We start from the raw sequence: 12,938 nt of genomic DNA on the forward strand, positions 1-12,938 counted from the left end.
CGTGATGCCAGAGACGCGCGTGACAAATCTTGCTGAGTTTGCGTCCCGGCGCAAAGCGGCCCGTTGGAGGCGGCGCAGGGGGCCAAGTGCGGCTGCGGCCCCCGCGGAGAGGGGCGGAGCCCTGCCGGTGCGGCGGCGGCCGGTCCCCGATGCCACCCCGATACCACACGGAGAGTTGCATCAGACGCTGCGTAAGTCCATATAACGGGCAAACCGTGACAGTAGAGACAGTATGACCCAGTATCTGGAATTCGAAAAACCCCTCGCCGAAATCGAAGGCAAGGCGGAAGAGCTGCGGGCGATGGCGCGCACCAACGAAGAAATGGATGTGGTGGACGAGGCCGCCGCGCTGGACAAGAAGGCCGCGCAGCTCTTGCAGGATCTCTATGCGGATCTGACCCCGTGGCGCAAATGCCAGGTGGCGCGTCACCCGGAGCGTCCGCACTGCAAGGATTACGTCGAAAAGCTCTTTACCGAATATACGCCGCTGGCCGGCGACCGGAACTTTGCCGATGACCTGGCGGTGATGGGCGGGCTGGCGCGCTTCAACGATCAGCCGGTGATGGTGATCGGCCACGAGAAGGGCTCTGACACCAAATCGCGCATCACCCACAACTTTGGCATGGCGCGTCCCGAAGGCTATCGCAAGGCGGTGCGTCTGATGGAGATGGCCGGTCGGTTCGGCCTGCCGGTGATCACGCTGGTGGACACCACCGGCGCCTATCCCGGCAAGGGCGCCGAAGAGCGCGGCCAGTCCGAGGCGATCGCCCGCTCCACCGAGATGTGCCTGAAGATCGGCGTGCCTCTGATCTCTGTCATCATCGGCGAGGGCGGCTCGGGTGGTGCCGTGGCCTTTGCCACTGCCAATCGCGTCGCGATGCTGGAGCATTCGGTCTATTCGGTGATTTCGCCCGAGGGCTGTGCATCGATCCTGTGGAAGGATGCCGAGAAAATGCGCGAGGCCGCCGAGGCGCTGCGCCTGACCGCGCAGGATCTGAAGGCGCTGGACGTGGTGGACCGGATCATCGCCGAGCCGCTGGGCGGCGCCCATCGCGATCCGGAGGCGAGCTATAGCGCGGTGGCGGCCGCGATCGGTGAAATGCTCGGTGAATTGAAGCCGATGGACGCCAAGGCGCTGATTGCGGACCGGCGCAAGAAGTTCCTCGATATGGGGTCCAAGGGGCTGGCGGCCTGATTGGCCGCCTGACCTGAAGAGGCCGCAACCGGCCCGCTGAATCAAGAAAGCCCTCGCAAGATGCGAGGGCTTTTTCATGTCGGGGTCCCGCAGCGCGTGTCCCTGGTGACGGGGCCGGCGGGGCAGGGCGGTCAGTCCTGTTCCTGCAGCGCCTGTTCCGGTGTCTGCGCCTCTTCAACCTCGGCAGGGGTCGGGGCGCGGCCCTTGTGTTGCAGGCGTGCCTTGCGCAGCTTTTCGGTCTTTTCGCGGCGGGTCTGGGCTTCGTCCTCCATGATCTCGCGCGCGGTGCGGGCGGTCTTTTCCAATGCGGTTTCGCGGCGCGGCTGCTGGCCGGCGCGGTCAAGTTCTTCGGTGGTAATTTTGCTCATCTGGACGCGCTCCTGACGTCTGGGCGCGCCTGTCACGGCCTCGAAGGGCGCGCCGCGTGCGTGAATTGCACTCGGATCCGCGCCGTTGTCATGACGCCGCACCTCCAAGCGGGGTGAACCTCTTGTATGTGACCCCTATCCAAGAATGTCCGGGCTGTACATCCCCAGTGGGAAACCGATTTCCGCGCCCCGCACAGGCGTCGCGCAGGCTTCGGGCAGGCGTCGGACAGGCGCGCGGCGAGCGTTTCGCTTGCGCGAGGGTAGCGTGAAAACGAACAGGGCCGGTTTGATTTGGGTCAAGGCGGTTGAGGCGAATCCATTTTCTACCTAGGGTAGTTTCACGCAAACGTGATCGGCGCACGCGCATTCCGTTGGCATGTCGTGAGGGCCGAGAGTTTCAGTCTTGGGGCCAGGAAGTCTATGACGACCGAGCACAGCAGACGCAATTTCTTGCGGGGACAATTCTCGCAGACCGAGGTGTCCCGGATGCATCCGCCCGGCGCGCAACCGGATGTGGCGCAGCTGTGTACCCAATGCGGGGCCTGCGTCGATGCCTGCCCCGAGGCCATTCTCATCCCGCAAGACGCCAGCGCGCCAATCGTCGATTTTTCCCGCGGTGCCTGCACCTTTTGCAACGCCTGCGCCGAGGCCTGTGACACCGGGGCGCTGGTGCCCGCCGAGCCGCCGCACTGGCCGTGGCGGGCCACAATTGCGGCGCATTGCTTTTCGCTGACGGGCATCACCTGCCGCGCCTGCGAGGACGCCTGCGCGCCGCGGGCGATCCGGTTTCGCCTGATGACCGGCGGGCGCGCCGCCCCGATGCTGGACAGCGACCTCTGTACGGGCTGTGGCGCCTGCGTGTCGAGTTGCCCGGCGGCGGCGATCCGCTTTGAGGTTCCCTCTGACGCGGAGGAGGAGCTCGCATGAACATCTGTGGCTGCCTTGTCCATGTCACCCCCGAGCGGCTGCGCCCGGCGCGCGCGGCGATGGAGGCCATGTCCGGCGTCGAGGTCCATGCCGAAGCCGAGGATGGCCGCCTTGTCGTGGTGGTCGAGGATACCGAGGCCGCCTTTGCCTCGGACACGATCATGGCGCTGCATCATGTGCCGGGCGTGATTTCCCTGACGCTCAACTATCACCATTTCGAGGAGCCCGCGCCGCGGGTTCCCCTTGCCGCCCCCCAGCCGGAGACCTGACGCATGACCCTATCGGAATCCCGTCGCACCTTCCTGAAGGCCACCGCAGCGGCCAGCACGGCCGCCGCTGCGGGCATTCCGCTCGCGCCCGAGGAGGCCATGGCACAATCCCCCGGCAATGCCGACATCCGCTGGGACAAGGCCCCCTGCCGGTTCTGCGGGACCGGGTGTTCGGTCCTGGTCGGCACCAAGGCCGGGCGGGTGGTGGCGACGCAGGGCGACCCCGAGGCGCCGGTGAACCGGGGGCTGAACTGTATCAAGGGCTATTTCCTGTCCAAGATCATGTATGGCGCCGACCGGCTGACCACGCCGTTGCTGCGCAAGTCCAACGGGGTCTATGACAAGAATGGCGCATTCGAACCGGTCAGCTGGGACGAGGCCTTCGATGTCATGGCGGCAAAGTGGAAGGAGGCGCTGGCGCAGAAAGGGCCCGGTGCCCTGGGCATGTTCGGATCGGGCCAGTGGACCATCATGGAGGGCTATGCGGCCTCCAAGCTGATGAAGGCGGGGTTCCGCACCAACAACATCGACCCGAATGCGCGCCACTGCATGGCCTCGGCGGTAGTGGGGTTCATGCGCGCCTTTGGCATCGACGAGCCGATGGGCTGCTATGATGACCTGGAGGCCGCCGATACCTTTGTGCTCTGGGGCTCCAACATGGCGGAGATGCACCCGATCCTGTGGTCGCGCCTGACCGACACGCGGCTGACAAAACCGGACTCGCAGGTGCATGTGCTGTCGACCTTTGAGCACCGTTCGTTCGAGCTGGCCGACAATGGCATCGTGTTCAAGCCGCAGACCGATCTGGCGATCCTGAATTATGTGGCCAACTACATCATCCAGAATGATGCGGTGAACTGGGCGTTCCTGGAAAAACACGTCAATATCACCCGGACCGAAACCGACATCGGCTTTGGCCTCCGGGACACGGACCCGCGTCAGGAGGCGGCGGCGCACCCGAATTCGGGCAAGCTGACACCGATCGGTTTCGACGAATACGCCCGAGCCGTGGCGCCCTATACGGCTGAATATGTATCGGAACTCTCCGGCGTGCCGGTGCATCAGCTTGAGAAGCTGGCGCAACAATATGCCGATCCGGATCGCAAGGTCATGTCGCTCTGGACCATGGGGTTCAACCAGCACACCCGGGGGTCCTGGGCCAATGGCTCGGTCTACAACATTCACCTGCTGACCGGAAAGATCTCCGAACCGGGCAATTCGCCGTTTTCCCTGACCGGTCAGCCCTCCGCCTGCGGCACGGCGCGCGAGGTGGGCACCTTTGCGCATCGGTTGCCCGCGGACATGGTGGTGACAAACCCCGAGCACCGGGCCTATGCGGAAAAGATCTGGCGCCTGCCCGACGGCACCATCCCGGCCAAGCCCGGTCTGCATGCGGTGGCGCAGAACCGGGCGCTGAAGGATGGCACGCTCAACGTCTATTGGGTGCAGTGCAACAACAACATGCAGGCCGCTGCCAACATCAACGAGGAGGGGCTGCCGGGATACCGGAACCCGGAGAATTTCGTCACCGTCTCGGACGCCTATCCCACGGTGACGGCGATGACGGCGGACCTGATCCTGCCGGCGGCGATGTGGGTCGAGAAGGAGGGCGCCTATGGCAACGCGGAACGCCGCACGCAGGTGTGGCGGCAGCAGGTCATGGCCCCCGGCGAGGCGCAATCCGACCTCTGGCAGCTGATGGAATTCGCCAAGCGGTTCACCGTGGAGGAGGTCTGGGGCGCGGAGCTGATCGCCAGGCAGCCAGAGGTCGCCGGCAAGACGCTCTACCAGGTTCTGTTCGAGAACGGCACCGTCAACAAATTCCCGCTGAGCGAGACCGCCGAGGGGTTTGCCAACGTGGAATCGCACCACGTCGGTTTCTATGTCCAGAAGGGGCTGTTCGAGGAATACGCCGCCTTTGGCCGCGATCACGGTCACGATCTGGCCCCCTACGACATGTATCATCAGGTGCGTGGGCTGCGCTGGCCCGTCGTCGATGGCAAGGAGACCCTCTATCGCTATCGCGAAGGCCATGACCCCTATGTGCCCGAGGGCGCGGATGTGGCGTTCTACGGCCATGAGGACGGCAAGGCCAAGATCATCTTCGCCCCTTACGAGGCCCCGCCCGAGGTGCCGGATGAGGAATATGACCTGTGGCTGTCGACGGGGCGGGTGCTGGAGCATTGGCATTCCGGTTCGATGACCCGGCGGGTGCCGGAATTGCACCGCGCGGTGCCCTCGGCGGTGGTGTTCATGCATCCCGACGATGCCCGCGACCGGGGCTTGCGCCGGGGCCAGGAGATCGAGATTTCCACCCGCCGGGGCCGCATGCTGAGCCGGGTCGAAACCCGGGGGCGCAACAAGCCGCCCAGGGGGCTGGTTTTTGTGCCGTGGTTTGATGAACACCAGCTGATCAACAAACTGACGCTGGATGCGACCTGCCCACTGTCAAAGCAGACCGATTTCAAGAAATGCGCCTGCAAGGTGGAGCGCGCCTAGCCCCGGCATCGGCCCCCGCGGGCGGCGGCATGGCCGCGTCGCGGGGGCGCCCGGGACAGACAGATGGAGAGCTGACATGAAACTGACAGTCAAAGCGGGGATTGCCGCCATCGCCACCACCCTGGCGCTGTCCGGATGGGGCGTGGCGCAGTCCGGCGGCCATGTTCAGGCCCTGCGCGGTGCGGATGTCGACCTGACGCTTCCGGCGCCCGAGCTCTATCAGCAGCAGGAGGGGCGAGAGGTGCGGAACTACCGCCAGCAACCCCCGGTGATCCCGCATTCGATGCATCAGTATCAGATCGACAAGCGCACCAACCAGTGTCTGGCTTGTCATGACTGGTCCAATGCCGGCGAGCGCGGCGCGCCGACGCTGTCGATGACGCATTACCTCGACCGGGACAGAAGGCAGCTTGATACCGTCGCCGGCACCCGCTGGTTCTGCAACCAATGCCATGTTCCGCAGGCCGACACTCCGGCGCTGGTCGGCAATACGTTTCTCCCCAGCCATTCTCGCTGACGCAGGTATCGGAAGGACAAGTTATGGCGGACAATGACACAAACCCCCGGCGCCGGTCCCTGTTGCGGCGTCTTTGGGATGGGTTCTGGAGCCCCACCGGTGTCCTGAGTGTCGGTTTCCTGCTGATTGCCGGGTTCATTGCCGGCATCCTGTTCTGGGGTGGCTTCCACTGGTCGCTCGAACTGACCAATACCGAAGAATTCTGCGTGTCCTGCCACACGATGGAAACCAACCTCGGCGAATACCGCGAGACCGTGCACTACAACAATCACTCCGGTGTGCGCGCGATCTGTTCCGATTGCCATGTCCCGCATGAATGGCAGTACAAGATCAAGGCCAAGATCATGGCGGTGAAGGATGTCTACCACGAGGTGCTCGGCACCATCTCGACGGAGGAAAAATACGAAGAGCGCCGGCTGGAGATGGCCGCGGCGGTCTGGGCCAAGATGAAGGCGAGCGACAGTCGGGAATGCCGCAACTGCCACGCCTTTGAATATATGGACTTCACGATCCAGGAAACCCGCGCCGCCGACAATCACCAGCGCGCCATCGACGACGGCATGACCTGTATAGACTGCCATCAGGGGATCGCCCATGACCTGCCGCCCGGCTACCTCGAGGAATACGAACATGTGGTCGACATGCTCGCCGGTACGACGCCGATCGGACAGGGCACCGAAGTGTCCGACGTCCGCGCCTGGATCGGGGGGCAGAGCGATGCCGCGCATTGACGGGACGAGCACAGGCCGACAGGGGAGCACCCAGCCATGATCAGCTTTCTGGATCTACTTGGAACCATCGGGGCCAGCATCATTGGTCTGCCGGGCATCATTGGCGTCGCGGTCGGGATGGCGACGCGCAATTGGGTTGTGGCTGCCGCGCTTGGTGGTCTGGTCGGCCTGCTGGCGCCGATGATCCTGGGCGGGTCGCATTCGACCCATGTGGCGATCACGCCGATGGAATACGCGATTTCCATTGGGATCGGCCTGTTGGCGGGGCTGGTGGGCTGCGCCATCCGTCACAAGGGTGCCTCTGTCTGAGGCGGCTTTGCCCCTTCCCGGACTTGCATTTTTCCAGACTTGCCCTCTGCCAGTGTTAGACTCTGCCAGAGTTGGACTGTGCCAGGCCCGCGTTTCGCCGGGCGGTCACGCCCGACCCGGCCTGTGCGCCCGCGCCAGCGGCGGGCCTGCCAGGGATCCGCCGCTCAGATCGCGGAGCTGTGGCCCGCCTTGCTGAGGTCATAGGCATCGAAATGGCGCGCGATGATGCGCGTCAGCGGTTTGCCCTCGGGACGGATGTGCAAGCCGTCCGCACTCACATCCAGCATGCCGGGAAAGGCTGCGGCGGCGGCGCGAAACATGGCCTCCAGCGCGGCCGGCGAAATGTCGAAGACCGGCAGGATGTCCTTGGCGAAGATCGAGAAATCACACATCAGCGATTCGATCATGCGTCCGCGCAGGAGGTCATCACCGGCAAAGACATGTCCGCGCTCGGTGGCAAAGCGCCCCTCTCGGACCGCCTTTGTATAGGCGGAGGTGGAGGGCGCGTTCTGCGCATAGCCCTGCGGAAAGCGCGAGATGGAGGACGCCCCGAGGCCGATCAGCACGTCGGAGCGGTCATCGGTATAGCCCTGGAAATTGCGCCGCAGATTGCCGGTGCGTTCGGCAACCGCCAGCCCGTCGTGCGGGGTGGCAAAATGGTCGATGCCAATCTCGCGGTAGCCATCCCAGCGAAACAGCCTCTGGGCGGTTTCGAACAGATGCAGGCGGGCTTCGGGCGTTGGCAGGCTGTCGGTCGGGATCATGTTCTGGCGCCGTGCCATCCAGGGCACATGGGCATAGCCATAGAGCGCCACCCGGTCCGGCGACAGCGACAGCAGCTTTTGCACGCTTTCGGTCATGCGCAGCCGGGTCTGATGCGGCAGCCCAAAGAGGATGTCGGCGTTGAGGCTGGCGATGCCACGGGCGCGAATCATCTCCACCGCGTCGCGGGTGACGTCGAAGGGCTGGATGCGGCCGATGGTCTGTTGGATTTCGGGATCGAAATCCTGCACCCCGATCGAGGCCCGGGTCATGCCCGCCGCAGCCAGCGCATCCAGCCGCGCGGCGTCGATTTCGTTCGGATCGATCTCGACCGAGAACTCTCCGCCCCGCGCCAGGGGCGTGACGGCAAAGATCTCGGCCGCAAGCTCCGTGATCATGTCGGGTGGCAGCAGCGTCGGCGTGCCGCCGCCCCAATGCAGGCGCGACAGCTGCACGCCCTCCGGCAGGTGCTGCGCCAGCTGGGCGATCTCCTGTTTGAGCACGTCCACATAGGCTCTGACCGGCGACTCCGTCTGCGTGCCCTGGGTGCGGCAGGCGCAGAACCAGCACAGCCTGCGACAGAAGGGCACATGCACGTAGAGAGAGACCTCCGCACCCGGTTTGATCGACCGGATCCAGGTCGCAAAGCGGTCCGGACTCACGTCATTGTTGAAATGAGGCGCGGTCGGATAGCTGGTGTACCGGGGCACTTTTGCGTCGAATAGTCCGAGCCGTGCCAATTGAGATTCCTGTGTCATACGCGTAGGGTAGGGGCAATCGGCCAGGTCGGCCTTGATACAGATCAACCAGAGGCGTGCATGACCGTTGCTCAATTCCAGTCGATCCAGTGCGCGGATTGTCCGATCCGGCACCGCGCTGTCTGCGCCCGTTGCGATGGTGACGAGCTGGAGGCGCTGGATGCGATCAAATACTACCGCAGCTACGAGGCGGGCCAGCCCATCATCTGGTCCGGCGATCAGATGAATTTTGTCGGCTCGGTGGTGTCCGGCATCGCGACGCTGACCCAGACCATGGAAGACGGGCGCACCCAGATGGTGGGCCTGTTGCTGCCCAGCGATTTTGTCGGGCGTCCGGGGCGCCAAGGGGCGGCCTACAATGTGGTGGCCACGACGGATGTGGTCATGTGCTGTTTTCGCAAGAAGCCCTTTGAGGAGCTGATGGCGCGCACGCCGCATATCGCCCACCGGCTGCTGGAGATGACGCTGGATGAGCTGGACGCGGCGCGGGAATGGATGCTGGTCCTGGGCCGCAAGACCGCGCGCGAGAAGATCGCCAGCCTGCTTGCCATTATCGCGCGCCGGGATGCCTCGCTCAGCACCGATGCGGCGACGGGGGCGGTGAGCTTCGATCTCAAGCTGACGCGGGAGGCGATGGCGGACTACCTCGGCCTGACCCTGGAAACGGTGAGCCGCCAGATCTCCGCGCTGAAGAAATCCGGCGTGATCGTTCTGGAGGGCAAGCGGCATGTGACCGTGCCCGACATGCGCCGCCTGATCGAAGAGGCCGGCGATGACAGCGACGGCGGGTTTGTCGACTAGGCCTCCGGAGGGTTTGGGTGCGCGAACCGGGCACGGCGCGGGCATGGGGCGGTCAGTGTGCCGTCAGAGTCAGTGTGCAGTCAGACCTGTGCCCTTCCCGGATCGTCCTGTCTGATTTTGGTCTGATTGTTTTCATTTGATGATCGGTGACCTGCCCGCTGGAGCATCCCCCTGACAGGGTGTGCCTGCCTCGGAGGCGGGGGCGCCGCGTGGCCAAGGGCCACGCGGCGCGCAGCCAGCCCCCACCGGGGGCTGGCTGCCGGGCCCAAGACCGTCTGTAGGGGCCTGACCTCCGGTCAGGGTCTGCGCGGGCGCGGGAGCGCCCCCGGCTGTGCCCCTGCACGCGGGAGCGGTTCGCCGGTGAGGCTGGCCTGTGTAGCGGGCGGTTAATGCGCCATCAGCACCGGCACCTCGGCATGTTCCAGCATGTTGCGGGTGGTGCCGCCAAGGATCGATTCGCGGAACCGGGAGTGGCCATAGGCGCCCATCACGATCATCTCCGCACCGGTGTCGGTGGCGTGGCGGCTGAGCACATCGGACACGCGCGGCAGCGTCTTGCTCAGCACGTCGATTTCGCAGGCCACCCCATGCCGCGCCAGCATCTGGCACAGCATCCCGCCCGGGTCGGAGCGTTCGATCCCGTGTTTGGGCGGGTCGATCACCGCGATCCGCACCGTATCGGCCGCTTGCAGGAAGGGCAGCGCCTTGCGCACCGCGACCAGGGCCTCGATGCTTTCGTCCCAGGCGACAAGCACGGTCTTGGGGGCGGGGGCGATCTCGCCGCCGTCGGGCACCACCAGAACCGGGGTGCGGGCATCAAACAGCGCCGCCTCGACGATCGGTTCCACCTCCGGGCCCTGGCCGTCGCCATAGGGCAACTGCATCACCACCAGGTCGCTGAACCGCGCATGGTGGGCGGTGACCCGGGAGATATCGCCAAGCGGCGCGATCGCGGTAAAGATCGCATGCGCCACATCGCTGGATTTCAGCCGCGCCGCGACCGCGGTTTCGGTGGCTTTGACCTCGTCGCGCGCGCGCTCCAGCATGGTGTTGATGGCGATCGCATTGGCGCCCCCATCGTAATAGCCGACGCGGGTGCGATCCACGCCCAGGCACAGCACATCCAGATGCCCGTCCGCCCGGCGCACCATCGCCTCGGCCTGCTCCAGTGCGGTTGCATTGCCGTCCGGTGTCGAACGCACCGTGAGAATCGTCTTGTAGGTCATGAGTTGGCCCTTTCCCAAATCGAGTGGTCCCAGAAAGGATAACGCGCCCGGCTGGCCTGTGTGCCACCCGTATCCCGTGAGGTGACATGACACATCCCATACGAGAGTATCTTGATGCAGATCAATGTTTGCAAAACCCCGCTCTGGCATCAGGGTCGGGAAAACGACGCCCGTGCTGTGTCTGCGAGGGATACGATTCGGGTGAACCATTCAAAGGGGCATGAAATGTCTAATTATCTCAAGCTGATCGTGCTTGGCGTGTTGACGGTCTTCTTCATGATCGCCGCCGGCTACGCCAGGGATCTGGCCTATCAGGTGCATGCGGTGATCCTGATGCTCGTCGCGGGTGGCCTGTTCCTGGCCACATTGCGCAACACCGACGAGCCGGTGCCGGCTCCGGTGACCGGAGAATACCTCGATGGTGTGGTGCGGGCCGGCGTCATTGCAACCGCGTTCTGGGGCGTGGCGGGGTTCCTGGTGGGCACCTTCATCGCCTTCCAGCTCGCCTTTCCGGTGCTGAACTTCGACTGGTCCGAGGGCTTTGCCAACTTTGGCCGCCTGCGGCCGCTGCACACCTCGGCGGTGATTTTTGCGTTTGGGGGCAACGCATTGATCGCGACCTCCTTCTACGTTGTGCAACGGACCTCGGCGGCCCGCCTCTGGGGCGGCAATCTGGCGTGGTTCGTGTTCTGGGGCTACCAGCTGTTCATCGTGCTGGCGGCGACGGGCTATCTGCTGGGCGGCACCCAGTCCAAGGAATACGCCGAGCCTGAATGGTATATCGACCTGTGGCTGACCATCGTCTGGGTCGCCTACCTGGCCGTGTTCCTGGGCACCATCATCCGCCGCAAGGAGCGCCACATCTACGTGGCAAACTGGTTCTTCCTCGCCTTCATCGTGACCGTTGCCATGCTGCATGTGGTCAACAACCTGACCATTCCGGTGTCGATCTGGGGCTCCAAGTCGGTGATCGTCTGGCCGGGGGTGCAGGATGCGATGGTGCAATGGTGGTATGGCCACAACGCCGTGGGCTTCTTCCTGACCGCGGGCTTCCTCGGCATGATGTACTACTTCATCCCGAAACAGGCGGATCGTCCGGTCTACAGCTACAAACTGTCGATTATCCACTTCTGGGCGCTGATCTTCATCTACATCTGGGCCGGTCCGCACCACCTGCACTATACCGCGCTGCCCGACTGGGCCTCGACGCTGGGCATGGTGTTCTCGGTCGTGCTGTGGATGCCGTCCTGGGGTGGTATGATCAACGGTCTGATGACGCTCTCGGGCGCCTGGGACAAGCTGCGCACCGACCCGGTGCTGCGGATGCTGGTGATCTCGGTCGGGTTCTACGGCATGTCCACGTTTGAGGGTCCGATGATGTCGATCCGCGCGGTGAACTCGCTGTCGCATTACACCGACTGGACCATCGGTCACGTGCACTCCGGTGCGCTCGGCTGGAACGGCATGATCACCTTCGGCTGTCTCTACTATCTGACGCCGGTTCTGTGGAAGCGCGAGCGGCTCTATTCGCTGAGCCTGGTCAGCTGGCACTTCTGGCTCGCCACCATCGGCATCGTGCTCTACGCGGCGTCCATGTGGGTGACCGGTATCATGGAAGGCCTGATGTGGCGTGAAGTGGACGCAAACGGCTTCCTCGTGTGGTCCTTTGCCGACACCGTGGCTGCGAAGCTTCCGATGTATGTGATGCGTGGTTTGGGCGGGGTTCTGTTCCTCACCGGGTCGCTGGTCATGTGCTACAACCTCTGGATGACCGTTCGTCGGGCGCCGGCCAAAGAGGCCAGCCTGTCCGTCGCGGTCCCGGCTGAATAAGGAGGGCCGGAGAGATGGCAATTCTCGACAAGCATAAAATCCTCGAGACGAACGCGACGCTTCTGCTGATCTGTTCCTTTCTCGTCGTCACCATCGGTGGCCTGGTGCAGATCACCCCGCTGTTCTACCTGGAGAACACCATCGAGGAGGTGGAGGGCATGCGTCCCTACACCCCCCTCGAACTGGCGGGGCGCGACATCTACATCCGCGAAGGCTGCTACGTCTGTCACAGCCAGATGATCCGCCCGATGCGGGACGAGGTCGAACGCTACGGTCACTATTCGCTGGCGGCGGAGTCGATGTACGACCACCCGTTCCAGTGGGGCTCCAAACGCACCGGGCCGGATCTGGCCCGGGTCGGGGGGCGTTACTCGGACGAGTGGCACGTCGATCACCTGCGCGACCCGCAGGCGGTGGTGCCGGAATCGGTGATGCCGAAGTATGACTTCCTCGAACGCACCCGCATCGACGGCGAGTATATCGGCGACCTGATGGCCACCAATGCCATCGTCGGCGTGCCCTACACCGAGGAGATGATCGAACAGGCCCAGCGTGATTTCCGCGCCCAGGCCGATCCCGACAGCGATTACGACGGGCTCTTGGAACGGTATGGCGAGGACAGCGTCAACGTGCGCAACTTCGATGGCCAGCCCGGTGTTTCCGAGGCGGATGCGCTGATCGCCTATCTGCAGATGCTCGGCACGTTGGTCGATTTCTCGACCTTCACACCTGACGCAAGCCGGTAA

The 12,938-nt window shown here is 64.3% G+C and carries 13 protein-coding genes; 10 read left to right on the plus strand and 3 right to left on the minus strand.

Translation table 11 applies throughout. The annotated features are described in order from the left end of the window. The first annotated feature begins 232 nt into the window (after window positions 1-232). Window positions 233-1,195, plus strand: coding sequence for an acetyl-CoA carboxylase carboxyltransferase subunit alpha (locus MHM97_RS00745; protein ID WP_239318599.1), 963 nt, complete (start codon window positions 233-235; stop codon window positions 1,193-1,195). Between the two features lie 131 nt (window positions 1,196-1,326). Here the strand turns inward: MHM97_RS00745 and MHM97_RS00750 are convergent, their stop codons facing one another. Further along, complete coding sequence (locus tag MHM97_RS00750) at window positions 1,327-1,563, minus strand: hypothetical protein (protein WP_239318601.1); 237 nt, start codon at window positions 1,561-1,563, stop codon at window positions 1,327-1,329. A gap of 420 nt (window positions 1,564-1,983) precedes the next feature. Between MHM97_RS00750 and napF the strand changes: the two genes are divergently transcribed. The 6 genes from napF (at window position 1,984) to MHM97_RS00780 (ending at window position 6,815) form a co-directional block, all read left to right on the plus strand. Beyond that, window positions 1,984-2,490: a ferredoxin-type protein NapF gene (gene napF / locus MHM97_RS00755; RefSeq protein WP_239318603.1), complete on the plus strand. Its 507-nt coding sequence runs from the start codon at window positions 1,984-1,986 to the stop codon at window positions 2,488-2,490. Further along, window positions 2,487-2,759 (plus strand): chaperone NapD, encoded by a 273-nt coding sequence (locus MHM97_RS00760; protein ID WP_239318604.1) that lies wholly within the window; start codon window positions 2,487-2,489, stop codon window positions 2,757-2,759. Before napF ends, MHM97_RS00760 begins: the two co-directional genes overlap by 4 nt. 3 nt (window positions 2,760-2,762) lie before the next feature. Beyond that, a complete protein-coding gene (gene napA / locus MHM97_RS00765) occupies window positions 2,763-5,258 on the plus strand; it encodes a nitrate reductase catalytic subunit NapA (RefSeq protein WP_239318605.1) in 2,496 nt (831 codons plus the stop codon). A gap of 76 nt (window positions 5,259-5,334) precedes the next feature. Beyond that, the gene (locus MHM97_RS00770) at window positions 5,335-5,775 is read left to right on the plus strand and encodes a nitrate reductase cytochrome c-type subunit (RefSeq protein ID WP_239318606.1); all 441 of its coding nucleotides are present in this window, start codon (window positions 5,335-5,337) and stop codon (window positions 5,773-5,775) included. 23 nt (window positions 5,776-5,798) lie between these two features. Beyond that, window positions 5,799-6,506 (plus strand): NapC/NirT family cytochrome c, encoded by a 708-nt coding sequence (locus MHM97_RS00775; RefSeq protein WP_239318607.1) that lies wholly within the window; start codon window positions 5,799-5,801, stop codon window positions 6,504-6,506. A 36-nt stretch (window positions 6,507-6,542) separates the two neighbouring features. Then, complete coding sequence (locus MHM97_RS00780) at window positions 6,543-6,815, plus strand: hypothetical protein (protein WP_239318608.1); 273 nt, start codon at window positions 6,543-6,545, stop codon at window positions 6,813-6,815. A 164-nt stretch (window positions 6,816-6,979) separates the two neighbouring features. Here the strand turns inward: MHM97_RS00780 and hemN are convergent, their stop codons facing one another. Further along, window positions 6,980-8,335, minus strand: coding sequence for an oxygen-independent coproporphyrinogen III oxidase (hemN, locus tag MHM97_RS00785; protein ID WP_239318609.1), 1,356 nt, complete (start codon window positions 8,333-8,335; stop codon window positions 6,980-6,982). 60 nt (window positions 8,336-8,395) lie between these two features. Between hemN and fnrL the strand changes: the two genes are divergently transcribed. After that, window positions 8,396-9,136, plus strand: a complete 741-nt coding sequence (fnrL, locus tag MHM97_RS00790) for a transcriptional regulator FnrL (RefSeq protein WP_239318610.1) — start codon at window positions 8,396-8,398, stop codon at window positions 9,134-9,136. Window positions 9,137-9,522: 386 nt separating this feature from the next. Here the strand turns inward: fnrL and MHM97_RS00795 are convergent, their stop codons facing one another. Then, complete coding sequence (locus MHM97_RS00795) at window positions 9,523-10,362, minus strand: universal stress protein (protein WP_239318615.1); 840 nt, start codon at window positions 10,360-10,362, stop codon at window positions 9,523-9,525. Window positions 10,363-10,587: 225 nt separating this feature from the next. On the opposite strand from MHM97_RS00795, the gene ccoN reads away from it, so the two are divergent. Both ccoN and ccoO read left to right on the plus strand, forming a co-directional pair. Next, window positions 10,588-12,192, plus strand: a complete 1,605-nt coding sequence (ccoN, locus tag MHM97_RS00800) for a cytochrome-c oxidase, cbb3-type subunit I (RefSeq protein WP_239318616.1) — start codon at window positions 10,588-10,590, stop codon at window positions 12,190-12,192. 14 nt (window positions 12,193-12,206) lie between these two features. Next, window positions 12,207-12,938 (plus strand): cytochrome-c oxidase, cbb3-type subunit II, encoded by a 732-nt coding sequence (gene ccoO, locus MHM97_RS00805; RefSeq protein ID WP_239318617.1) that lies wholly within the window; start codon window positions 12,207-12,209, stop codon window positions 12,936-12,938.

The organism is Epibacterium sp. Ofav1-8 (assembly GCF_022348185.1).
Lineage (GTDB): Bacteria > Pseudomonadota > Alphaproteobacteria > Rhodobacterales > Rhodobacteraceae > Epibacterium.